The sequence below is a fragment of the Nisaea denitrificans DSM 18348 genome, assembly GCF_000426505.1.
In the GTDB taxonomy this organism is placed as follows: Bacteria; Pseudomonadota; Alphaproteobacteria; order Thalassobaculales; family Thalassobaculaceae; genus Nisaea; species Nisaea denitrificans.
This window is the reverse complement of the sequence record NZ_AUFM01000011.1, coordinates 623,097-645,304: the sequence shown is the minus strand read 5'-3', so window position 1 is coordinate 645,304 and position 22,208 is coordinate 623,097. Positions and strand designations below refer to the sequence as shown.

The following is a 22,208-nucleotide window of genomic DNA, read 5'->3' as shown; positions in this document are numbered from 1 at the left end:
TCTGCCTCTGCCTGGCGTTGGTCCGGACCCGTATTAGCGGGCGATCGTCGAAGTGCGTTTGATCTTCTTCTGAAGCTGTAGAAGCCCGTAAAGAAGCGCCTCTGCCGTCGGCGGGCAGCCAGGCACATAGACATCAACCGGCACGACACGGTCGCAGCCGCGGACCACTGAATAGGAATAGTGATAGTAGCCGCCGCCATTGGCACAGGAGCCCATGGAGAGCACCCAGCGCGGCTCGGCCATCTGGTCGTAAACCTTGCGCAGGGCCGGGGCCATCTTGTTGGTCAGCGTACCAGCAACAATCATCACGTCGGACTGCCGCGGGCTCGGCCGGAACACCATGCCGAACCGGTCAAGGTCATATCGGCTGGCGGCCGAATGCATCATCTCGACGGCACAACAGGCAAGACCAAAGGTCATCGGCCAGAGCGAGCCGCCGCGGGCCCAATTGAAGAGCTTATCAGCCTGAGCGACGACAAAGCCCTTTTCATTCAGCTCGTCGCCGACAGCCTTCAGGATAGCGTCCTGATCGGCACCTGGCGGAAGCGGGCGAAGATCCTGCGAAGCCTGCATAACGGGTCTCACTCCCATTCCAACGCCCCTTTGCGCCATTCGTAGACGAATCCGATCGTCAATACGCTGAGGAAGATGATCATCGACCAGAAGCCAAAGAGCCCAATCCCGCCGAGCGAGATCGCCCAAGGAAACAGGAAGGCCACTTCCAGGTCAAAGATGATGAAAAGGATGGCAACAAGATAGAACCGGACGTCAAACTGGCCTCTGGAATCGTTGAACGCTTCGAAGCCACACTCGTAGGCCGAAACCTTTTCCGAATCAGGCCGCTGCTTCACGACCAACAGAGATCCGATCACCATTGCGAGGCAGAGCCCGATCGCAACAGCGAGGAAAATCAGAATAGGCAAATATTCCCGGAGGATATCGCTCATATCGTCAGCTCTCTCTCATGCCCGGCGCATTGAAGTGATCCTAGGATACACCCACGCCTTGTTACCGGGCGCACTATAGTTCCATAGCGCGTCCAAGAAAAGCCTGTGTCGCCACAGAAAGACCGAAAGAATTCTTTAAATTCCGGCGCTTGAACGCATCTTACGGCCTCGGTCGATGACCGGGCCGTATACAATTTCAGAATTGATTTAACTAAAGATAAATGGCGGGAGTGACGGGACTCGAACCCGCGGCCTCCGGCGTGACAGGCCGGCGCTCTAACCAACTGAGCTACACCCCCGTTTTCTGGGCCGCGGTGCCGTCCGTTTGGCGGCGCCCCCGACGAGGAGGCGCTTATTTACGTGGGCCCCCATGGAGTGTCAAGCACGATGGATTGGAAAAATGACACTTTTTTGGGTCGACCGCGCGTAACCGCCGGAATAGTCCGGTTTTCCGCAGAAAATTCTTTGTTTTCCCCGACCGACATCCAAGCTTAAGTTACAAAAACAAGACCAACGGACCAGAACAGGATCCCTGCCCGATGATGACCGAACGCGATTATGGCCGACTCACGAAGCTCATCGCCATGCTGGCCAGCGAGAACGACGGAGAGGTGCTGAACGCGGTCGATGCCATAAGCAACATCCTGAACCAGTACGGGCTGGTCTGGAACGATCTCCTGCTGCCCAGGAAGTTCCTGAAGGTACGCGATACCCAGAGCGACGACCTCACTGCCGAGCCCGCGAGCAGCGCGCCGCCGGACCCTACACAGGCCTCGCCCAAGCAGATGTTTGAGATTTTGTTGGCCAGCCCGCGAGTCTCTGTGGAGACCAAACGGGACATTCGCGACTATTCGAAAGAAATTTCGGAGAATCGAGTGAGCCCCAAAACCAGGGCCGACCTGCATGCGATGTATCGTTATGCCATCGTACAAGGGCGATACATCTAGCGTTCGGGCAGATCTAGCGTCTGGAGCGGATGGTGGGCGCTGACGGGATCGAACCGCCGACCCTCTCGGTGTAAACGAGATGCTCTGCCAGCTGAGCTAAGCGCCCGTTCCGCATCGGGGACAAGCCCCAACGAAAACGCCGCCCCTTCTAACAGGGACGGCGTCACGCGAAAAGAGAGAAATGCGTAGCGTCAGTTCAAAGCGTCTTTCAGACCCTTGCCAGCCTTGAATTTCGGCTGTTTCGACGCGGCAATTTGAATTTTTTCACCAGTCCGCGGATTGCGGCCCTCGCTGGCGGCGCGGGATGCGACGCTGAAGGTACCGAAACCGACCAGCCTGACCTCGTCACCGGATTTCAGCGCGGAGGTAATGGAGTCGAGGACAGCGTCGACAGCGGAAGCCGCATCAGCTTTGGTTATATCAGCGGAATCGGCAACGGCCGCGACGAGCTCATTTTTATTCACGTTATAGCCCCCCTATCAATTGATGGAATCACCCAGAAATTGGCCGGATTACCGGCCCAATTGGTGAGTTAGTTTAAATCGCGGAAAACACGGGCGTCAATCGAACAACCGGCAGATTTCCGCAGGATTGCGGGGATTATCAATATTGCTCAATTTTATTCCGGTAATTTTCGAATAATTTATAGTGATAAAAATGAGAAAACCCCGACTCGAAAGCCGGGGTTAAGCTCAATTCTTTGTTTTCTGCCTGTCGATTGGCAGAACAACCTAATGTGTTGTCAGAGACTTCTCTTTTTTGCCATCAGCTGCAGCCACAGGCTCGATAACAATCTCTTCCGGATCAATCGGCACCAAAGGTTTTGTCAGCGCCGTGGCAAGAACCTCGTCAACTGAAGCGACCGGAATGATCTCCAGGCCTTCCTTGACGTTATCCGGGATCTCCGCGAGGTCTTTCTCGTTGTCCTTCGGGATCAATACGACCTTGAGACCGCCACGAAGCGCCGCCAGGAGCTTTTCCTTGAGCCCCCCAATCGGCAGGACACGCCCGCGCAATGTGACCTCTCCAGTCATGGCGACATCCCGGCGCACCGGAATACCGGTCAGGACCGATACAATCGAGGTCACCATGCCGACACCTGCGGACGGGCCATCCTTCGGCGTCGCGCCTTCCGGCACATGCACGTGGATATCCCGGTTCTCAAGGCTCTTCAGAGGAATCCCGAACATGAAAGCGCGTGATTTCACAAAGCTTTCAGCCGCCTGGATCGATTCGCGCATGACATCGCCGAGCTTGCCGGTCGAAATCACCTTGCCCTTGCCAGGTACGGTCACCGATTCGATAGAGAGCAACTCGCCGCCGACCTCTGTCCAGGCAAGACCCGTGGTAACACCGACCAGATCGTTTTCCTCGACCTCGCCGTAGCGGTACTTCCGGACGCCCGCGTACTTTTCCAAATTCTCGGGGGTCACTTCGACCGACTTCACCCCGTCCATGAGGATTTCCTTGACCGCCTTGCGCGCCAGATTGGCTAGCTCGCGCTCAAGATTGCGGACGCCGGCCTCACGAGTGTAGTAGCGGACCAGATCAAGCAGACCTTTGTCTGTGATCGACCATTCGCCTTTTTTGAGACCGTGCTGCTCGATCTGCTTGTTGATCAGATGGCGTTTGCAGATCTCCACCTTCTCGTCCTCGGTGTAGCCGGAGATACGGATGATCTCCATCCGATCGAGAAGCGGTTGCGGCATACGCAGCGTGTTCGCGGTCGTAACGAACATCACGTCCGAAAGATCGTAATCGACTTCCAGATAATGGTCCTGGAAGGTCGTGTTCTGCTCCGGGTCGAGCACTTCGAGCAATGCCGAAGACGGGTCGCCCCGATAATCATTACCGAGCTTGTCGATTTCATCGAGCAGGAACAGCGGGTTTGAAAACTTTGCCTTCTTCATCCCCTGAATGACCTTGCCCGGAAGCGAGCCGATATAGGTCCGGCGATGTCCGCGCACTTCGGCCTCGTCACGCACACCGCCGAGCGACATGCGGACAAAGTTACGACCCGTGGATTCAGCGATGGATTTACCGAGCGAAGTCTTTCCGACACCCGGAGGACCAACGAGGCAGAGAATCGGTCCCTTCACCTTGCCAGTGCGCTGCTGCACGGCGAGATACTCAAGGATCCGCTCCTTGACCTTCTCAAGCCCATAATGATCCCGATCGAGAACCGACTGGGCATGCTTGATGTCTTTCTTGACCCGCGAGCGCTTCTTCCACGGAATAGCAAGCAGCCAGTCCAGATAGTTGCGGACAACGGTCGCTTCCGCGGACATCTGGCTCATGTTGCGCAGCTTCTTCAGCTCCGCATCTGCCTTCTCACGCGCTTCCTTGCTGAGCTTCGTCTTCCGAATCCGCTCTTCAAGCTCGACCAGTTCATCGCGGCTGTCGTCGGTTTCGCCGAGCTCCTTCTGAATGGCCTTCATCTGCTCATTCAGATAATACTCGCGCTGGGTCTTCTCCATCTGCCGCTTGACGCGGTTCCGGATGCGTTTCTCAACCTGCAGAACACCGATCTCGCCTTCCATGAAGCCGTAGACCCGCTCAAGACGCTCAATGACCGTCTCGCTTTCAAGCAGTTCCTGCTTCTCGGCAATCTTCAGAGCCAAATGGGACGCGATGGTATCCGTCAGTTTGGCCGGATCTTCGATCTGGTTGACCGAAACCAGAACCTCGGGCGGAATCTTCTTGTTCAGCTTGATATATTGCTCGAACTGGCTGACGACGGCCCTGGACAGCGCTTCCTGCTCCGGATCGTCGCTTTCCTCGTCGACAATCGGCTCAGCAAAGGCTTCGAAGAAATCTTCGTTGTCCTTGAACTCAGTGATCCGCGCACGCTGAATGCCTTCAACCAGCACCTTTACCGTGCCGTCGGGCAATTTAAGAAGCTGCAAGACGGTACCAACGGTGCCGACAGTATAAATGTCGGCCGGTGAAGGATCGTCATCCGCAGCATTTTTCTGCGTAACCAGAAGGATCTGCTTGTCGTCCTTCATGACGTCTTCGAGGGCACGCACAGATTTATCGCGGCCCACGAAGAGCGGAACAATCATGTGCGGAAAGACGACGATGTCGCGCAACGGAAGGACGGGGAAACTTGAGGTACCTGTCTCTTGCATCAGTCTTTCAACTCGCTCCCCTCTACAAAACGATTGCCGGGATGGGGAGAGCGCCCGGCGAACCGTTATTTAAATGGCACTCTCCCAACACCGTTCAAGTCGGGAGTGAATTATGCGCTGGAGCCAACGTCCTCGCGGCGCTCTCCGTGCACCATGATCGGCGGAGCGCCATTCTCGACCGTCTCGCCGTTGATGATGATTTCCTCAACATCTTCCATGCCCGGCAAATCAAACATCGGATCGAGCAGAATGCCTTCCATGATGGACCGCAGACCACGCGCGCCGGTCTTCCGTTCGATGGCCTTGTCGGCGATTGCCTTCAGGGCCTCCTCGCGGAACTCCAGATTGACGTTCTCCATCTCGAACAGCCGCTGGTACTGCTTGACCAGAGCGTTCTTGGGTTTCGTCAGAATCTCGACCAGTGCTTCGTTATCAAGGTCTTCCAGCGTCGCGACGACCGGCAGGCGGCCAACGAATTCCGGGATAAGACCGAATTTCAGCAGATCCTCAGGCTCGACTTCGCGCAGCACCTCACCGGTGCGACGATCGTCCGGATCCTTCACGTCGGCCCCGAAACCGATGGAGGAGCCCTGTGAGCGGTTCGAGATGATTTTCTCGAGACCGGCAAAGGCACCGCCACAGATGAACAGGATGTTCGTCGTGTCGACCTGGAGGAATTCCTGCTGTGGATGTTTACGCCCGCCCTGCGGCGGCACGGAGGCAACGGTGCCTTCCATGATCTTAAGCAGGGCCTGCTGCACGCCCTCACCCGACACATCGCGGGTAATTGACGGATTGTCGGATTTCCGGCTGATCTTATCGACCTCGTCGATATAGACGATGCCACGCTGCGCCCGCTCGACATTGTAGTCGGCCGCCTGCAACAGCTTCAGAATGATGTTCTCGACATCCTCGCCGACATAACCGGCCTCGGTCAGAGTCGTCGCGTCCGCCATGGTGAAGGGAACATCGATGATCCGGGCCAGGGTCTGGGCCAGCAGCGTCTTGCCGCAACCGGTCGGACCAACCAGCAGGATGTTGGATTTCGCCAACTCTACATCGTTGTTCTTGCTGGAGTGCGACAGACGTTTGTAGTGGTTATGCACCGCTACAGACAGAATCCGCTTCGCGTAGGGCTGACCGATTACATAATCGTCCAGCACATCCATGATGTCGCGGGGGGTCGGAACCCCGTCGCGCGACTTCACAAGCGTTGTCTTGTGCTCTTCACGGATGATGTCCATGCAGAGTTCGACGCACTCGTCGCAGATAAAGACCGTCGGGCCCGCGATCAGTTTGCGGACCTCGTGCTGACTCTTGCCGCAGAACGAGCAGTACAAGGTGTTCTTCGAATCACCACCGTTCGTGCTTCCGCCGGATTTGCTCATCTTATCCACATTCGTTACGGGACGGCTGAATGGTCATGTTAGCCAAAGGCGCCGAAGCCGCACAACGTGAAAAAATCACGTCATGCCAGACAACGGCTGTAGAACCCGGTGCGGCCATGCCGCAGAACACCCCCGTCAGCCATCTCGGGCGGGGCCATTCTCGTTCCCGGTCAATCAGCTCTTGGCGTCGTCTTCCTTGGCATCGAGAGGCCGTTTATCAACGACTTCGTCGATCAAGCCGAACTTTTTGGCTTCCTCAGGCACCATGAAATTATCGCGTTCCATACCCGATTCAATATCTTCGACCTTGCGGCCGGTATGTTTCACGTAGATTTCGTTCAGGCGCGCACGTGTCTTGAGGATTTCGCGGGCATGAATCTCGATATCGCTGGCCTGCCCCTGGAATCCGCCGGACGGCTGATGGATCATTATTTTCGCATTCGGCAGGCAATAACGCTTACCGGCAGCACCCGCAGTAAGCAGCAGAGAGCCCATGGAAGCCGCCTGCCCGATGCAGACAGTCGAGACGTCCGGCCGGATGTATTCCATCGTGTCGTACATCGCCAAGCCTGAGGTTACGACCCCGCCCGGAGAGTTGATGTACATGGAGATGTCTTTTTTCGGATTCTCAGCTTCCAGATACAGAAGCTGAGCGCAGACGACGCTGGAGATCGCGTCGTTGATTGGGCCGACAACAAAGATGATCCGCTCTTTCAGCAAGCGGGAATAGATATCGTAGGCCCGCTCCCCGCGGTTGGTCTGTTCGACCACCATGGGGACCAAGGAGTTCATATAGATCTCTGCGGGATCATGCATTGTGTCGGCCTTCATCGGGTTACGTCGCAATCGGTTGGTAATCAGCATATGGGACGTTCAGCCCCTGATGACTACCCTTCCGCAGCGTCGTCTGTTTTTTTCGTTTTCGCAGCAGGCTTTTTCGCCGGTGCTTTCTTTTTCGCAGCCGGCTCTTTGGCCGCAGCCTTCTTCGCCGGCTTTTCCTCAGAGGCCGAATCGTCTTCGTCTTCCTTGAAGAGATCTTCCGCAGCAACCGTCTTGTCGGTCACCTTGGCCATCTCGACAATGAAGTCGACAATCTTGTCCTCAAGCAGCGGCGCCCGGATGTTGGCCTGAGCCTGGGCGTTCTGCTGGTAGAACTGCACGACCTGCTGTTCCTGACCCGGATATTTGGTGGCTTCCTGATAGATCGCCCGAGCGACTTCCTCGTCACCGATCGAAATGTTGTTCAGGCGGCCGACTTCCTGCAGCAGGAGACCGAGACGAACCCGGCGTTCGGCGATGCCGCGATATTCAGCCTTTTCTTCGTCGCTGAGCGACTCGTCAGCAGCATGCGCGTGGTCGTGGTCGTGGTCGTGATCATGGTCGTGGTCGTGATCATGGTCGTGGTCGTGCTGCTGCGGCTTCACAGCCTGACAGATCGCGTCATATTCAGCCTGCACCATGCCTTCCGGCACTTCGAAGGAATGCTGCTTCTCAAGCGTATCGAGCAGAGTCCGCTTCAGTTTGGTCCGGGCGGCGCCGACATATTCCTGCGACAGCTGGCCCTTGATCGCTTCCTTCAGGGTGTCGAGATCGTCCATGCCGAACAGCTTGGCGAACTCGTCATCAATCTTCGGGTCGGTGGTCTCGCGGATCTCGATGACTTCGGTCTCGAAGATCGCTTCCTTACCCGCCAGGGTGGCCTGGCCGTAATCTTCCGGGAAGGTAACCTTCACGTCGAGCTTGTCTTCAGCATTCACACCGATCAGCTGGTCTTCAAAGCCCGGGATAAAGGTGCCCGAGCCGAGTTCCAGATGATGGCCTTCGGCAGTACCGCCATCAAATGCGACGCCGTCGACCATGCCCTTGAAGTTGATGACAACGGTGTCACCGGACTTGGACTTCCGCTTGCGCTTGATCGGCTCGGAGCTCTTGTGCTGGGTCGCGAGCTTGCCGATAGCCTCATCCAGATCAGCATCGCTCGGCTCTGCGGTCAGACGCTCGATCTCAAGGGTCGAGAAATCGATCGGAGTGATTTCCGGCATGATGTCGACCACCATGCTGAATTCGAGATCGCCACCTTCGTCGAATTTGGTGATCTCGATCTGCGGCTGCGTTGCTGCCCGGAGATCGCGCTCGTCGAGAGTCTTCTGAGACGTCTCGTTGACGGTCTTCTCCAGCACTTCGCCCATCACGGAAGGGCCGTAACGCTTCTTCAGGAGCGCGACGGGAACCTTACCCGGGCGGAAGCCCGGCATGTTGATGGTCGGGGCTAGCTGCGTCAGACGCGCATCAACCTCGCCGTTAATCGTCTCGGCGGGAATCACGACCTGGAATTCGCGCTTCAGGCCTTCGGAGGAAGTTTCAGTAACCTGCATTGGTTTTCGCTCAATCTGCTTCGTCTGCGTTCGCCCACGATACTCGCGCCATGGCCTGTCCGATGGTGCGGGTGAAGGGACTTGAACCCCCACGGCTTTCGCCACCAGAACCTAAATCTGGCGTGTCTACCAATTCCACCACACCCGCGAGCCTTCTTGGCGTCCATGGAGGCGCCATGTCGTATAGGACCGGCATGGCTATCCGAACCGGCCCGGCACGTCAACAGTTATGGCTTCAGTCGCGGAGTAACGGTTTCACTGAGGAAGAGACCGCGATTTTCCCGGAGGAGGAATAGGCTCCGCTATTACTCTCGATGTCGCTCACCCGATACAGATAATTGATCATCATCCCATGGGCTTGGGAGAGGCCTTTTGGGGATGTGTCCCCAAGCCAGTTAAGCCGCTCCATGCGGGCACCGTTCGATAGATGGAAATGTGCAACCGGGTCCTTGGCCTTGCCATCCGGACGGCGCTCCCCGTGGAGATAATGTGCCGCCATACGGCTCACCGGCATCTTCAAGGCAGCCGCCAACGGCTCATCCTGATACCAGTCCGGGCGTCCCAAGGCGGATTTCAGCCGCTCACCATCGCTCTTGCCATCCACAAGCGGGGAAAGGGCCTTACGCTCCGCGTTGGTCAACTCGAAGGCGTCTTCATCCAGTATCTGCGCCGACCATTTACCAAATCCCGGAATCGGTGACAGGGTCGCAAATTTCTTCAAATTCGGCACGTCGTGCTTCAGCAGCTCGACGACCCTCTTGATCAGGAAGTTGCCGAAACTGATGCCGACAAGCCCCTTTTGCGCATTGGATATCGAGTAGAAGATCGCCGTGGTGGCTGCCGAGACATCGCCCATCGGCGCATTTGCATCGAGAATGTCGTGCACATTGGCCGCCATCTCAGGCACCAGCGCGACTTCCACAAAAATCAACGGCTCGTGCGGCATCGCCGGGTGAAAGTATGCGAAACATCGCCGATCGGAATCGAGTCGGTTTTTCAGATCGTCCCATGAACGGATCTCGTGCACCGCTTCATAGGCGATCAGTTTTTCGAGAATCGCCGCCGGGCTTTCCCATGTGATCAGTTTCAGCTCCAGAAGGCCGACATCGAACCAAGCGCTCAGCATCTCTCGCAGGTCGTCCGAGAGCGCCTTGATCGCCGGCTCGGCACGAGCGTAATCGAGCATCACCACCCGCATGTCGACGAGAAACTTCACGCCTTCCGGCAGTGTCGTGAAACGCTTGAGCAGTCCGCGCCAGCGCGGTTCAAGAGCGCGGCGCAAGATGGCTTCCGCTTTCTCCCGACCCTTATCGTCCTTGGCAGCCTTAACGCCGTCGATGGCCGTATCGACGGCGGTACGGTCGACACCGTAATTCTCCGCCAGAAGCTTGAGGAAACGGAGCTGTCCGGTTGGCTCAAGCGCCAGATACATCCTGCCGAGATCTGCCGCGCGGGCCCGTGCGGAAACCTCGTCCGCGCGCACCGTCAGGCAATCTTCCATCTGCTGGCGCACGCGCTCCAGATCCTCATCGGGAAGATCCGGGCGTGGCAAGCCGGAGAACATGTGACGCGTTGAATCCGAAAGCCCTGACCATGCATGGCGCAGGTTGGTCAGGGTCCGGTCGATGAAACTAGTCGCTTGATCGTTTGGCATTTTCAAAAGATGGCCCAGCTGCGCGCTACCTTCAACGCTCTCTTGGTGAAGAATTTGAGGAAATCTCCGACCATCGGAGATCTTCGGCGAATATCCGCGGAAAAATTTCTGGCAAATCTTCAGCGATCAGGCCCGGCCCGAACCGGCTGGCCGCCGCTCCATTGAGCCAAACCGCGGCTGCAGCCGCTTCGAAAGCGGGCATGCCTTGTGTCAACAACCCAAGGATCGTGCCTGCGAGTACATCACCGGTTCCCCCCGTCGCCAACCACGGCGGCGCATTGCCATTGATCGCCGACCGGCCGTCCGGCGCGGCAATCACCGTGTCAGGCCCTTTCAAAACAACGACGGCGCCAACCAGCTCAGCAGCCGCGCGCGCCATCTCCAGCTTGCTACCGGAAAAATCAGGAAACAGGCGGGCAAACTCACCTTGATGCGGAGTCAACACGGCAGGTGCCTGGATCATGCTGGAGAGAGCCTCTGCCTCTCCAGCGAAAACCGTAAGCGCATCCGCATCAAGCACAATAGTCCGCTCCGCCCGGAGCGCTGCCTCAGCAATTGACCGCGTATGTTCTGAAACACCATGCCCCGGCCCCACCAGGACAGCATTCTTGCGGGCGTCCTCCAACAGGCTGCTGAATGCCGCAACATCATCGGCCGGCGCCGTAATAACGCCCGGCGCGTCGGCGGAAAACAGCGGACACAAGCTCGAGGGCGCCACAACAGTCAACAGTCCGGCCCCGGCCCGGCGTGCAGCCCGCGCGGCAAGACGCCCGGCCCCCGTCATTTCTCCCCCGCTTATAACAGCGTGGCCGCGGGTATATTTATGGCTCGAAGCATGCGGCCGGGGCAGGACCAAAGCCCACAGCTCCCGCGCGTTCTCGAAAGTGGCGGGAACGATCTCGCGCAGCACGTCCGCCCTGATCCCGATATCGGTAACGACGAGTTCCCCCGACAGGGCGCGTCCCGGATAAAGCATATGCCCCGGCTTCTTGCGGAAGAACGTAACTGTCATCACAGCCGGGAGAGCGACCCCACGCACGGCGCCGGTGTTCCCATCGACGCCGCTCGGCATATCGACAGCAACAGACGTCAGAGCTCCGTCGCACACCATCGACTCGGCACGCGCCAGGAAATCGAACGCAACACCGCCAATATCGCGCGCCAGTCCGGCGCCAAAAAGCGCATCGACCAGCAACTCAACCCCATCAAGCAGGTCAGGCGTCAACGCGGCAACCTGGCCATCCCACTTTGCAGCAGCAAGCGCAGCGTCACCCCGTAGGTCCTCACGCTTCCCCAACAGCGTCAGCTCGACGTCCCAGCCCCGCTCCCGCAGCAATCGTGCGACGACAAAACCGTCACCTCCATTGTTCCCGGGACCACAGACGACGAGTGTCCTGCGCGGCGTAAACCGGGCAGCAATAGCATCAGAGACGGTCCCGCCGGCGGTTTCCATCAACTCAATACCGGGCGTACCGCCGCGAATGGTTATCCGGTCCGCCTCACCCATTTCCTCGACACTGAGCAGCGTCAGATCGTCCACATGCCTCTCCAGCCCTTGAGTTGGGCGGAGGATAGGACGAGAGTGCCGGTCATGGAATGCGGTAAATCCGCGCTGGTCCAGTCACCACGCTCACAACAAGCTCAGGAAATCCCGATGACAGCCCTGAACCGTGCCCTCTGGATCGCCCTCGGCCTCGCCGGTCTCGTTGCCGTCGGCATTGGTGCTTACGGCGCACATGCGGCCGGGTTCGACAGCGTCGCCCATGATCGGTTTGCCAGCGCCCTGCTCTATCATCTGGTTCATTTATCGGGGATAGCCGCCGCATTACTGCTCAACGGGCGTAAAGCCTCACCATTGCCCACGGCAAGCGCCTGCCTGTTCCTGCTCGGGATGCTGCTTTTCTCGGGATCGCTCTATGCCAGCGCATTCAGCGGAGGCGCCACGCCGACGGCGCTCGCCCCGTATGGGGGCATGTCCTTCATGCTCGGATGGCTCACTCTCGGTGTTGCCGGAGCCCGTTCGGTAGAAGGTACTTAGAAAAGAGGGAGTGGGGCGAGTGATGGGTCTTGAACCCACGACCTCCAGATCCACAATCTGGCGCTCTAACCAGCTGAGCTACACCCGCCACAAGTCCGCTCGCTTAATCGCGAGGGCCGTTTACCTACTGTAACATAGCAGGCTCGTCAACCGGTTTACCGCGTCGTAATGCCGGTTCTTTTCAGCCGCCGAAATGCGCGGCCAACCGGCCGACCGCCTCATCAAGAATGGCGTCCTGTTTGGCGAAGCAAAAACGGATGAAATTCTTTGACGCCTCGCCGGAGTAAAAGCCGCTGACCGGCAGGGCCGTGACCCCGGCTTCGGTCGTGATATGGCGGCAGAACGCGGCGTCGTCTCCGTCAAAGCCAAGTCCGGAAATATCGACGAACTGAAAATAAGTGCCTTCGCACTGAACGCAATCGAACCCGTTGATCCCGCTCAACCCATCGGCAAGACGATCCCGCTTGCCTTGCATCGTATCCCGCAGCCCGTTGAAATAGCTGTCATCCTGACCAAGACCAAAGGCAACAGCGCGCTGCAGGTTCGGCGCCGTCGTGAAGACCAGAAACTGATGTGCCTTGGAAATAGGCTGCAGCAGCTCCGCCGGTGCGGTCACATAACCGACCTTCCAGCCGGTCACTGAAAAGGTCTTGCCTGCGGACCCGATCCGGACGGAGCGCTCACGCATTCCCGGCAATGTCATCAGCGGATGGTGCCGGCGGCCGTCGAAGGCCATGTGCTCGTAAACCTCGTCACAAACGGCATAGCAATCGTGCTCGATTACGGTCTCGGCAATCGCTTTCAGCTCGGTCTCGGCAAACACTTTTGAGGCGGGGTTCATCGGCGAATTCAGAACCACTAGCTTGGTTTTCTCGCTGAAAGCAGCCTTGAAAGCCGCGATATCAAGCTTCCATTCCGGCGGGCGGAGGGTCACCACCTTCGGAATGCCCCCTGCCCGCTTGATGATCGGCAGGTAGCAATCGTATGTCGGCTCGATCAGCACGACCTCGTCACCCGGCTCGATCAGACCGAAGAAACAGGCCGCTAGCCCTTCGGTTGCCCCGGTGCTGACCATGACCTCGGTCTGCCAATCCACATCAAGATCGTAGAACTGCTTGTTGTGATCGGCGACTGCTTGCCGCAGTTCCGGAACACCAAGCATCGGCGGATACTGGTTCGGCCGGTCGAACAGAAATTTCGACGCCTGCTGCAAAACCGCGTCCGGGCCATTGTCGTCGGGGAACCCCTGCCCGAGATTGATGGAGTCGTGCTCGATCGCCAGACGCGACATGACCTCGAATACGGTTGTTCCGAATGAGGACAAGAGGCTGTTTGCAGGCTTCATTGGCGCGACTCCGAAGCATTCCGTAATAAAGAGAGGAATGGCGCTTAGCCCAAGGTTGCGGCCAATGCAAGGCCCCCGCGACGGTGCTGCAACGCAACACGCATTGCACGCGACGAAACTGCCAATTGAGCGGCCCTTTCCACACCGCTATAAGGGCATCACCGAAATAAATAAATTCCCGATAAAATCGGAAGGAACAGGGTTATGACCAAGCTCGCGGAACGACTTAACCATCTAGGAACGGAAACCGCATTCTCCGTTCTGGCGCGAGCCAACAAACTGGCCGCCGAAGGCCGCAGCATCATCAATCTAGGCATTGGCCAGCCCGACTTCCGCACCCCGGACAACATCGTCGAAGCAGCGGTCAAGGCCCTGCATGACGGACATCACGGCTATACCCCGGCCAACGGCATTCCCGCCCTGCGCGAAGCGGTCGCCGCCAACCTGGAAAAGCGCCATGGCGTTGCCGTCGATCCGGGTCGGGTTCTGGTCGTCCCGGGCGGCAAGGTGACGATGTTCCTCGCCATGATGATCTTCGGCGAGCCCGGCGCGGAAATCATGTTCCCGGACCCCGGCTTTCCAATCTACCAATCCGCAATCGAGTTTTCCGGCGCGAAGGCTGTCTCCATCCAGTTGCGCGAGGAAAACGGTTTTGCCTTTTCGGCTGAGGAAGTTCTGGCCGGCATTACCGAGCGGACCCGGCTGATCATCGTCAACAGCCCGGCCAACCCGACCGGCGGCGTCGTGCCCCGGGCCGAGTTCGACAAACTGGTGGCCGGTCTGCAGGCCTGGCCGGATGTCGCCATCATGAGCGACGAGATTTACAGCGAGATGCTTTATGATGGCCGCGAGCATGTCAGCCTGCTGCAATATCCCGAAATCGCGGATCGCCTTATCCTGCTCGACGGTTGGTCCAAGACCTATGCCATGACCGGATGGCGCCTAGGTTACAGCGTCTGGCCGAAAGACATCTTCCCGCACGCCGAGAAGCTTTGTGTGAACATTCATTCCTGCGTCAACACGGCGGCTCAGTTCGCCGGCCTTGAAGCTCTGACCAGTCCCCAGGACGCCGTTTCGGAAATGCTCAAAGCCTTCGATGCCCGCCGAAAGGTGATCGTCAAGGAACTGAACGACGTTCCCGGATTCCGCTGCATCGAGCCCGGCGGCGCATTCTATGCCTTCCCGAATATCGAGGGCACAGGCATGAAAGCGCAGGCGCTGCAGGAAAAACTTCTGGAGGAAGCCGGCGTGGCAGTGATCGCCGGCACCAGCTTTGGCGGCTTCGGCGAAGGCTATCTCCGCTTCTCCTACGCCAATTCGACAGAAAACATCGTCGAGGCCATCGCCCGCATCAGAAAAAGCCTCGCATAGGCCGCACCGTGGAGGATCTGCCTCTTTTTTGCTGCCTATTTTTTAGTCAGGTGCGTGAAATTGGAGCATAAGAGCGCCTGAGCAGCCCCTAACAGGATCCCACCTTATTAATGATTTCAAAGGGTTACGATTTTTTCCCTAACTGGCATGCAGCATGCTCTTAGGGGGGCGTGACCCGAGGACCGGGACATCAACAAGAAGAGCAAGGCGCAATGAAAAAAATCGAAGCCATCATCAAGCCCTTCAAGCTGGACGAGGTAAAGGAAGCGCTACATGAGGTCGGGATCCAGGGGATCACCGTGACCGAAGCCAAGGGTTTCGGGCGCCAGAAAGGGCACACCGAACTCTATCGCGGGGCCGAGTACGTCGTCGATTTTCTCCCCAAGGTGAAAATCGAGGTCGTTATGGAGGACTCGCTGGTCGAGCGGGCAGTGGACGCCATACAGTCCGCAGCGCGAACCGGTCGTATCGGTGACGGGAAGATCTTCGTTTCTACTGTCGATGATGTAATCCGTATCCGAACCGGTGAATCCGGTGGCGATGCCCTCTAGGAACCGATAAACCCGCTCCTCCCGATGGGAGGACGTAAACCGTCCAGCCTGAACCGGCTGGACTAATGAATTCGTCGGGGCTGGACAGGAATCCGGAACCCCGTCAAACCCGGGACGCCCGGCCAGAAAGGCTTTCGGACAAACCGCCAACGGTTGCTCCGAACGCCCGGAGAGGCAACGACCCATCAAGTCAGGAAGGAAGACTATGTCTGATGTGAACGCCGTTTTGAGCATGATCAAGGAACACGACTGCAAGTTCGTTGATCTCCGTTTCACGGATCCGCGCGGCAAGATGCAGCACGTGACGCAGGCCATCGAGACAATCGATGCAGAAAGCCTCGTTGAAGGCTTCATGTTCGATGGCTCCTCCATCGCCGGCTGGAAAGCAATCAACGAATCCGACATGAGCCTCAAGCTGGATCTGTCCACGGCGCGCGTCGATCCGTTCTTCGCACAGCCGACCCTGATGATCCTCTGCGACGTTGTGGATCCGATCACCGGCCAGCCCTACGAGCGCGATCCGCGTTCTACGGCGAAAGCCGCACTTAACCACCTGAACAGCCTCGGTATAGGCGACACCGCGTTCTTCGGCCCGGAAGCCGAGTTCTTTGTGTTCGAGGACGTGAAGATCAAAACCGGCTCCAATATCGGCTACTACGAAGTCGATCACCCGGAAGGCCCTTACAACTCCGCCCGCTCCTATGAAGAAGGCAACATGGGTCACCGTCCGGGCGTCAAGGGCGGCTACTTCCCGGTTCCGCCGGTGGACAGCGAACAGGATCTGCGCAGCGAAATGCTCGCGGTCATGGGCGAAATGGGTGTGGATATCGAGAAGCACCACCATGAAGTCGCTCCGGCCCAGCACGAACTCGGCATGAAATTCGGCACGCTGATCGAGACCGCCGATGCCCTGCAGATGTACAAATACGTGGTGCATAACGTCGCCCATGCCTATGGCAAGACCGCGACCTTCATGCCGAAGCCAATCGCTGAAGACAACGGCTCGGGCATGCACGTTCACCAGTCGATCTGGAAAGACGGCAAGCCGCTCTTCGCCGGCAATGGTTATGCCGATCTCTCCGAAATGTGCCTCTACTATATCGGCGGCATCATCAAGCACGCGAAGGCCCTCAACGCCTTCACGAACCCGACGACCAACAGCTACAAGCGTCTGGTCCCGGGCTTTGAAGCACCGGTTCTGCTCGCATATTCCGCGCGCAACCGTTCCGCTTCCTGCCGTATCCCGTTCGTGAACAGCCCGAAGGGCAAGCGCGTCGAAGTTCGGTTCCCGGATCCTGCCGGCAACCCGTACCTGGCCTTCTCCGCCATGCTGATGGCCGGCCTTGACGGTATCCAGAACAAGATCCATCCGGGCGACCCGATGGACAAGGATCTGTACGACCTGCCGCCGGAAGAACTGGCCGACATCCCGACCGTTGCCGGCAGCCTGCGCGAAGCTCTGGAAAGCCTCGATGCGGACCGTTCGTTCCTGACCCAGGGTGATGTCTTCACCAACGATCAGATCGATGCCTACATCGAACTGAAAATGGATGAGGTCATCCGCTTCGAACAGACCCCGCATCCGGTCGAATTCGAGATGTACTACTCCGTCTAAGGCAACGGGCGGCCGGGCATCCCGGCCGCTTCGCCTTGGACGTCTTCAAGCCCTTTCGCCGGTGCGCTTTTATCCGGCGGAAGGCTTCCTCCCAAAACTCGGGCCGCCTCGTGTGGCCCGTTTTTTTGTGCGTCTTGTAAAGTGGAGCCCAGGCTCAGGCCACAGCGCGCGGCCTGACAAATGCGATGACAAGACCACTGACCGCTATCAGGCCGCCACCAGCAAGCAGGTGGAACCCAGGGGTTTCACCGAAAAACAGCAATCCGAAGAGGGCCGCATAAACCAGCGTGCTGTAATAGAACGGCGCGATAAAGCTGGCCTCGCCAATCGCTGCCGCCCTGATAAAAAGCAATTGCCCGCAGACCATCACCGAGCCCACTCCGATAAGATAGGGGAGTTGGGCTAGGTCTGGCATCTGGAAGACGGGAATGACGGCAACGCCCGATATCACTGCACCCGACAGATTATTGATGGCCAGGATGGTCAGGGGATTGTCGGACTGCGCGAGCAGACGGATCGTCACCACCTCCGCGCCAACCAGTACCGCGGACAAGAGTGCTACCAGAGCTCCCGTCTGAAGCACTCCGGCCCCAGGCTGATTCATGATCACCACGCCCGCAAGCCCGAGCGCAGCTCCGGCCCAACGGAGCGGCACCACCCGTTCACGCAAGAAGAGGATCGCGAAGATCATTGCGAAGATCGGGCTTGTCCAGGCAATCGCGATCGCGTCTGCCAATGGCATCATGCCAACAGCCGCGAAGGAGGCCGTAACGCCGGCTGCTCCAAAGACGATGCGCAATCCATGCTTCACCGGAATTTGCGTCCGGAACACGCCAATGCCGCGGTGTAGTATGAAAGGCAGAAGGGTCAGAAATCCGAATGCAAAGCGTGCGAAGGCGATTTGCAGCGGATGAAGATCAGGGCCGACTTCCAGGATCTGCACCCCCTTGGCACAGGCGTTGGCGCCTGCGAAAAAGGCGCAGGACACAATCACAAGAATAGCTGTCTTAAGCGCATTTCCCGCCGGCATTATCTGAGTCCAATCAGAATTTTTACCGGCGGATCATCGGCAGCGCGGGACCCTGCCGCAACCAACATTGTTACAGGTCAGCCGGCACAAAAATGTACAGACACGGAGTCGATCCGAAACTATGCAGACAAACGTGATTCCTCGATGAAATCGATGAGTGGTTGAAGGTCCATCACATGGTCATAGGTGCGCCGGCTCGCTAACTCCATAATGGCGAGACCTTCCTGTGCCGCCTGGGCATAGAGCTGCGTATCCCGCAGCGTGGCGACATTCGGAAAACCAAGATCTTCGAGAAAATGCTCCAGACGCTCGGCCGCCTTTGTCCGCAGCCGAACCCGGTTACCGACAAACGCGACCGCCCGCTTGTTCTTGCGAATTGGCTTCAGGTCCGCGAGCTGATCCATGAAACGCCTTGTCCCGTCCTCATCGAATGCCGACGGCAGGACTGGAATCACGATAACATCCGCGCGCTTCACCACATCCTTCACCACGTCGCGGCTCATCGCGGCAACACAGTCCACGACCAGAATATCTGTCTTTTTCCGTGGCTTGGCACCGTCCTCTTCGAGATCCACACCGCCGATCTTCGGCACTTCCGACGGACGCCGACGCAGCCAGCCCAATGAGCTCTGCTGCAAATCCAGATCTCCCAACGCCGTCTGCAAGCCGCGTCCCGCGTAATGCGCAGCCAGTGTCGTCGCCAATGTCGTCTTGCCGGCGCCGCCCTTGGTATTCGCTACCGCAATGGTAAACATTTCTTCTCCGTCTCGTTGCCGCGGCTCGCGCCCCGTATAGGTCCCTCGCAGGCAGACTCACGGCAATTCGACTTCGAGACTGCGCCCTCCCTCGCCATGCTGGCTGTCGCGCGCCCTCACAATTACCTTGCTGATGCCATCCGGTATGGAAACGCCGGACAGCGACCGGGTGAACGGCTGCTCATTGACATGCGGGTGATACAGCACACGTTCGCCAAGCAGCGTTCCATCCGGCGCCAGTACCGACCAGGCATTCGCATAGTGGTCCCAACCCGTATCGGCGTGACGCACGGTTACATGAAAGCTGTAAGAGCCGTCAGCAGCCCGTTCGACATCTACTTTCTCGATATCGGCCTGCCCGGCCGATGCGCCGCCAGCCTGGAGAAACAGAAGCCACGCGACAGCCATCAAAAAGCCGACACCCAGTCGTGTCCGAAGATCGTTCAGCACGCCAAACATGCGCACACAGTACGCCTCCAATAATCCGTTTGCAACCCACCTCAGAGGTTTTACAACTTCCGCTTCCTGCCGCTCTCGTCAAGCGCAACAAAGGTGAAATGGCCCTCTGTCACGAGAACTTCATCCCCCTGATAGGTTCCGGCGCGAATGACCCAGGCCTCGATCCGAAAGGTCAGAGATGTCGTGCCCTGCTTTTCCAAGCTGGCATAACAAGAAAGGACATCACCGACACGGACCGGTTTGTGAAAGGACATGGCTTCAACACCGACCGTCGCCACACGACTTTTTGCCCGCTGCGCTGCTGCCGTACCTCCGGCAATATCCATCTGGCTGAGCACCCAGCCGCCAAAGATATCGCCGCTGGGGTTCGTATCCGACGGCATCGCGATCGTCCGGACCTGCAAGGTCCCGACCGGCTGACGTGCAACTTCTGTCATAACCACTCCTGATTGCTTGGCGAGTGTTGCCTATATCTTGTAGTATTCGCCCGACAGACTACAGGATAAACCAATTTTCTGGCTTCTGAGGACGCACCCTATCCATGTCGGACCTGTTCCAAAGCAACGCCGCCCGCAGCGATGATGACTATTCCGCGAAGGATATCGAGGTCCTTGAGGGCCTGGAGCCAGTCCGTCGGCGTCCGGGAATGTATATTGGCGGCACCGACGAGCGTGCAATGCACCATCTCGTGGCCGAGGTTCTGGACAATTCCATGGACGAGGCCGTTGCGGGATTCGCGAGCCGGATCGAGATCGACCTGAGCGCGGACATGACGGTCACCATCCGGGATAACGGCCGCGGCATCCCCGTCGATCCGCATCCCAAGTTCAAGGACAAGTCCGCACTGGAAGTCATCCTGTCGACGCTGCATGCCGGCGGTAAATTCTCGGACAAGGTCTACAGCACATCCGGCGGCCTGCACGGCGTCGGTATTTCGGTGGTAAATGCACTGTCCGACGTGATGGAAGTCGAAGTCGCGCGGGACAAGCAGCTTTATGCTCAGCGCTTCAGCCGCGGCATCACCCAAGGGGCGCTTGAGTCCAGAGGACCGGTGCAGAACCGGCGCGGCACAACGGTACGCTTCCATCCGGACGAGGAAATCTTCGGCAAGGCCCGCTTCCGTCCGGCCATGCTTTACAGGCTGGCTCGATCCAAGGCCTACCTCTTCAAAGGCGTGGAGATCCGCTGGTCCTGCGATACAGCATTGATCGGCGAAGGAGACGGGACCCCGGCCGCGGCCACCCTGCACTATCCGGGCGGTCTCGCGGACTTCTTGAACAGCACGCTCGGCGACCGCGTACTGATCGGCGAGCCCTTTGCCGGCGACAAGGAAGAAGGCGCAACGCGCGAGCGCGTCGAATGGGCCGTGACCTGGCCGGACGACCGCGACGACGGTTTCATGAATGCCTATTGCAACACTATTCCGACACCCAGCGGCGGAACCCACGAGGCCGGCCTGCGGACCGCCTTGCTGCGCGGCATTCGGGCCTATGCGGAGATGGTTGGTGGCGCGAAAAAAGCCGCACAGATCACCGCAGAGGACGTCATGGGCGGCGCCTGCATCATGCTGTCGGTCTTTATCAGGGACCCGCAGTTCCAGGGCCAGACTAAGGAGCGACTGGTCAGTGCCCATGCCACGAAGCTCGTAGAGCAAACGGTCAAGGATCATTTCGACCACTGGCTTTCCGCAAGTCCGGAAACATCCAACCAGCTTCTCGAGAGGATTACCGAACGGGCCGATGACCGTCTGCGCCGGCGCCAGCAAAAGGAAGTCTCCCGCAAAACAGCCACCCGGAAACTCCGCCTTCCCGGCAAGCTCGCTGATTGCAGCAAGTCCGAACAGGAAAGCACCGAAATTTTCCTGGTCGAGGGCGACAGCGCCGGCGGCTCCGCCAAACAGGCCCGTAACCGTGCGACCCAGGCCATTCTGCCACTCCGCGGCAAGATCCTGAACGTGGCCAGTGCTTCGATCGAGAAATTGCGCGGCAATCAGGAACTGTCCGACATCTCGCTTGCCCTCGGCTGCGGCACGGGCGACCGCTATGACGAAGACCAGTTACGCTATGGCAAAGTCATCATCATGACGGATGCCGACGTTGACGGCGCCCACATTGCCTCGCTGCTGATGACCTATTTCTTCCGTGAAATGCCCAAGCTGGTCGAACAGGGTCATCTCTATCTCGCCTTGCCCCCGCTCTACCGGCTGACCCAGGGGACCAAATCGGTCTACGCGAGGGACGATGCCCATCGGGAGGAGCTGATCCGGACGGAAATGACTGGGCGGGCCAAAATAGAGGTCTCGCGCTTCAAAGGCCTTGGCGAGATGCCGCCGAAGCAGCTCAAGGAAACGACCATGGACCCTGAAAAGCGTATCCTGCTGCGGGTCTCCGTACCGCCGTCGCTCAAGGGCCTCGATCCTGAAAGTGCGGCTGCGGAGGCGCGCCGGGCTGTGGAACAGACCGTTGAAACTCTGATGGGACGGAAGCCGGAGCTTCGTTTCCAGTTCATTCAGGAAAACGCGAAATTCGTCACGGATATCGACGTCTGATCCCGGCGAAGGGAATCGACTTCAAAAATACCAGCCGCGAGTTTAGTTTCATAT

General features: G+C 58.3%; 20 protein-coding genes and 4 tRNA genes. 6 read left to right on the top strand and 18 right to left on the bottom strand.

From position 1 onward, the window contains the following. Window positions 1-33 precede the first annotated feature (33 nt). The 3 genes from K328_RS0103850 to K328_RS0103840 all read right to left on the bottom strand — a co-directional run bounded on the left by K328_RS0103850 (window position 34) and on the right by K328_RS0103840 (window position 1,246). Window positions 34-591 (bottom strand): NuoB/complex I 20 kDa subunit family protein, encoded by a 558-nt coding sequence (locus K328_RS0103850; protein ID WP_028464837.1) that lies wholly within the window; start codon window positions 589-591, stop codon window positions 34-36. Further along, window positions 582-947, bottom strand: coding sequence for an NADH-quinone oxidoreductase subunit A (locus K328_RS0103845; RefSeq protein WP_028464836.1), 366 nt, complete (start codon window positions 945-947; stop codon window positions 582-584). Before K328_RS0103845 ends, K328_RS0103850 begins: the two co-directional genes overlap by 10 nt. Before the next feature lie 222 nt (window positions 948-1,169). Beyond that, window positions 1,170-1,246: transfer RNA gene (locus tag K328_RS0103840), tRNA-Asp, on the bottom strand. A 240-nt stretch (window positions 1,247-1,486) separates the two neighbouring features. On the opposite strand from K328_RS0103840, the gene K328_RS0103835 reads away from it, so the two are divergent. Then, window positions 1,487-1,894 carry a hypothetical protein gene (locus tag K328_RS0103835; RefSeq protein ID WP_028464835.1) on the top strand — a complete coding sequence of 136 codons (408 nt, stop codon included), beginning with the start codon at window positions 1,487-1,489 and terminating at the stop codon, window positions 1,892-1,894. Window positions 1,895-1,924: 30 nt separating this feature from the next. Here the strand turns inward: K328_RS0103835 and K328_RS0103830 are convergent. From K328_RS0103830 to K328_RS22480, 9 genes are all read right to left on the bottom strand, one after another. Continuing rightward, window positions 1,925-2,000: transfer RNA gene (locus K328_RS0103830), tRNA-Val, on the bottom strand. An 85-nt stretch (window positions 2,001-2,085) separates the two neighbouring features. Next, window positions 2,086-2,358, bottom strand: a complete 273-nt coding sequence (locus tag K328_RS0103825) for an HU family DNA-binding protein (protein WP_028464834.1) — start codon at window positions 2,356-2,358, stop codon at window positions 2,086-2,088. A 267-nt stretch (window positions 2,359-2,625) separates the two neighbouring features. Continuing rightward, a complete protein-coding gene (gene lon, locus K328_RS0103820) occupies window positions 2,626-5,025 on the bottom strand; it encodes an endopeptidase La (RefSeq protein ID WP_036553119.1) in 2,400 nt (799 codons plus the stop codon). Window positions 5,026-5,135: 110 nt separating this feature from the next. Then, window positions 5,136-6,413, bottom strand: coding sequence for an ATP-dependent Clp protease ATP-binding subunit ClpX (gene clpX, locus K328_RS0103815; RefSeq protein ID WP_028464832.1), 1,278 nt, complete (start codon window positions 6,411-6,413; stop codon window positions 5,136-5,138). Window positions 6,414-6,587: 174 nt separating this feature from the next. Then, window positions 6,588-7,229, bottom strand: coding sequence for an ATP-dependent Clp endopeptidase proteolytic subunit ClpP (gene clpP, locus K328_RS0103810; RefSeq protein WP_028464831.1), 642 nt, complete (start codon window positions 7,227-7,229; stop codon window positions 6,588-6,590). 71 nt (window positions 7,230-7,300) lie between these two features. Next, complete coding sequence (gene tig, locus K328_RS0103805) at window positions 7,301-8,788, bottom strand: trigger factor (RefSeq protein ID WP_028464830.1); 1,488 nt, start codon at window positions 8,786-8,788, stop codon at window positions 7,301-7,303. Window positions 8,789-8,851: 63 nt separating this feature from the next. Beyond that, window positions 8,852-8,936, bottom strand: a tRNA-Leu gene (locus K328_RS0103800). 87 nt (window positions 8,937-9,023) lie between these two features. Beyond that, on the bottom strand, window positions 9,024-10,442 hold the full coding sequence (locus K328_RS0103795) for a malonyl-CoA decarboxylase (RefSeq protein WP_036553117.1): 1,419 nt from the start codon (window positions 10,440-10,442) through the stop codon (window positions 9,024-9,026). Between the two features lie 31 nt (window positions 10,443-10,473). Continuing rightward, window positions 10,474-11,982 carry a bifunctional ADP-dependent NAD(P)H-hydrate dehydratase/NAD(P)H-hydrate epimerase gene (locus tag K328_RS22480; RefSeq protein ID WP_036553116.1) on the bottom strand — a complete coding sequence of 503 codons (1,509 nt, stop codon included), beginning with the start codon at window positions 11,980-11,982 and terminating at the stop codon, window positions 10,474-10,476. Window positions 11,983-12,096: 114 nt separating this feature from the next. Here K328_RS22480 and K328_RS22475 point away from each other — a divergent pair, with 114 nt between their 5' ends. After that, window positions 12,097-12,480, top strand: coding sequence for a DUF423 domain-containing protein (locus K328_RS22475; protein ID WP_051284435.1), 384 nt, complete (start codon window positions 12,097-12,099; stop codon window positions 12,478-12,480). An 11-nt stretch (window positions 12,481-12,491) separates the two neighbouring features. Here K328_RS22475 and K328_RS0103780 read toward each other — a convergent pair. Both K328_RS0103780 and K328_RS0103775 read right to left on the bottom strand, forming a co-directional pair. Further along, window positions 12,492-12,568: transfer RNA gene (locus tag K328_RS0103780), tRNA-His, on the bottom strand. Window positions 12,569-12,661: 93 nt separating this feature from the next. Continuing rightward, complete coding sequence (locus K328_RS0103775) at window positions 12,662-13,825, bottom strand: aminotransferase (protein ID WP_028464828.1); 1,164 nt, start codon at window positions 13,823-13,825, stop codon at window positions 12,662-12,664. 204 nt (window positions 13,826-14,029) lie between these two features. On the opposite strand from K328_RS0103775, the gene K328_RS0103770 reads away from it, so the two are divergent. From K328_RS0103770 to glnA, 3 genes are all read left to right on the top strand, one after another. Continuing rightward, window positions 14,030-15,196 (top strand): pyridoxal phosphate-dependent aminotransferase, encoded by a 1,167-nt coding sequence (locus K328_RS0103770; RefSeq protein ID WP_028464827.1) that lies wholly within the window; start codon window positions 14,030-14,032, stop codon window positions 15,194-15,196. Between the two features lie 212 nt (window positions 15,197-15,408). Beyond that, the gene (locus K328_RS0103765; RefSeq protein ID WP_028464826.1) at window positions 15,409-15,747 is read left to right on the top strand and encodes a P-II family nitrogen regulator; all 339 of its coding nucleotides are present in this window, start codon (window positions 15,409-15,411) and stop codon (window positions 15,745-15,747) included. 205 nt (window positions 15,748-15,952) lie between these two features. Beyond that, window positions 15,953-17,362 (top strand): type I glutamate--ammonia ligase, encoded by a 1,410-nt coding sequence (glnA, locus tag K328_RS0103760; RefSeq protein WP_028464825.1) that lies wholly within the window; start codon window positions 15,953-15,955, stop codon window positions 17,360-17,362. 154 nt (window positions 17,363-17,516) lie between these two features. Here the strand turns inward: glnA and K328_RS22470 are convergent, their stop codons facing one another. The 4 genes from K328_RS22470 to K328_RS0103740 form a co-directional block, all read right to left on the bottom strand. Further along, entirely contained in the window at window positions 17,517-18,392 is an 876-nt protein-coding gene (locus tag K328_RS22470) for a DMT family transporter (RefSeq protein WP_036553114.1), read from the bottom strand. 119 nt (window positions 18,393-18,511) lie between these two features. Then, entirely contained in the window at window positions 18,512-19,147 is a 636-nt protein-coding gene (locus tag K328_RS0103750) for a ParA family protein (protein ID WP_028464824.1), read from the bottom strand. A 57-nt stretch (window positions 19,148-19,204) separates the two neighbouring features. Then, complete coding sequence (locus tag K328_RS0103745; RefSeq protein ID WP_205620576.1) at window positions 19,205-19,612, bottom strand: hypothetical protein; 408 nt, start codon at window positions 19,610-19,612, stop codon at window positions 19,205-19,207. 44 nt (window positions 19,613-19,656) lie between these two features. After that, window positions 19,657-20,043 carry an acyl-CoA thioesterase gene (locus tag K328_RS0103740; RefSeq protein ID WP_028464822.1) on the bottom strand — a complete coding sequence of 129 codons (387 nt, stop codon included), beginning with the start codon at window positions 20,041-20,043 and terminating at the stop codon, window positions 19,657-19,659. Window positions 20,044-20,147: 104 nt separating this feature from the next. On the opposite strand from K328_RS0103740, the gene parE reads away from it, so the two are divergent. Beyond that, on the top strand, window positions 20,148-22,154 hold the full coding sequence (gene parE / locus K328_RS0103735) for a DNA topoisomerase IV subunit B (protein WP_028464821.1): 2,007 nt from the start codon (window positions 20,148-20,150) through the stop codon (window positions 22,152-22,154). Window positions 22,155-22,208 lie beyond the last annotated feature (54 nt).

Excerpts from the sequence above, each read along its gene's own strand:
- parE (WP_028464821.1), top strand. The coding sequence starts at position 20,148 with ATGTCGGACCTGTTCCAAAGCAACGCCGCCCGCAGCGATGATGACTAT.
- K328_RS22470 (WP_036553114.1), bottom strand. The coding sequence starts at position 18,392 with ATGCCGGCGGGAAATGCGCTTAAGACAGCTATTCTTGTGATTGTGTCC.
- K328_RS0103845 (WP_028464836.1), bottom strand. The coding sequence starts at position 947 with ATGAGCGATATCCTCCGGGAATATTTGCCTATTCTGATTTTCCTCGCT.
- K328_RS0103765 (WP_028464826.1), top strand. The coding sequence starts at position 15,409 with ATGAAAAAAATCGAAGCCATCATCAAGCCCTTCAAGCTGGACGAGGTA.
- K328_RS0103770 (WP_028464827.1), top strand. The coding sequence starts at position 14,030 with ATGACCAAGCTCGCGGAACGACTTAACCATCTAGGAACGGAAACCGCA.
- K328_RS0103835 (WP_028464835.1), top strand. The coding sequence starts at position 1,487 with ATGATGACCGAACGCGATTATGGCCGACTCACGAAGCTCATCGCCATG.
- lon (WP_036553119.1), bottom strand. The coding sequence starts at position 5,025 with ATGCAAGAGACAGGTACCTCAAGTTTCCCCGTCCTTCCGTTGCGCGAC.
- K328_RS0103740 (WP_028464822.1), bottom strand. The coding sequence starts at position 20,043 with ATGACAGAAGTTGCACGTCAGCCGGTCGGGACCTTGCAGGTCCGGACG.
- glnA (WP_028464825.1), top strand. The coding sequence starts at position 15,953 with ATGTCTGATGTGAACGCCGTTTTGAGCATGATCAAGGAACACGACTGC.
- tig (WP_028464830.1), bottom strand. The coding sequence starts at position 8,788 with ATGCAGGTTACTGAAACTTCCTCCGAAGGCCTGAAGCGCGAATTCCAG.
- K328_RS0103775 (WP_028464828.1), bottom strand. The coding sequence starts at position 13,825 with ATGAAGCCTGCAAACAGCCTCTTGTCCTCATTCGGAACAACCGTATTC.
- K328_RS0103750 (WP_028464824.1), bottom strand. The coding sequence starts at position 19,147 with ATGTTTACCATTGCGGTAGCGAATACCAAGGGCGGCGCCGGCAAGACG.
- clpX (WP_028464832.1), bottom strand. The coding sequence starts at position 6,413 with ATGAGCAAATCCGGCGGAAGCACGAACGGTGGTGATTCGAAGAACACC.
- K328_RS0103795 (WP_036553117.1), bottom strand. The coding sequence starts at position 10,442 with ATGCCAAACGATCAAGCGACTAGTTTCATCGACCGGACCCTGACCAAC.
- K328_RS0103850 (WP_028464837.1), bottom strand. The coding sequence starts at position 591 with ATGGGAGTGAGACCCGTTATGCAGGCTTCGCAGGATCTTCGCCCGCTT.
- clpP (WP_028464831.1), bottom strand. The coding sequence starts at position 7,229 with ATGCATGATCCCGCAGAGATCTATATGAACTCCTTGGTCCCCATGGTG.
- K328_RS22475 (WP_051284435.1), top strand. The coding sequence starts at position 12,097 with ATGACAGCCCTGAACCGTGCCCTCTGGATCGCCCTCGGCCTCGCCGGT.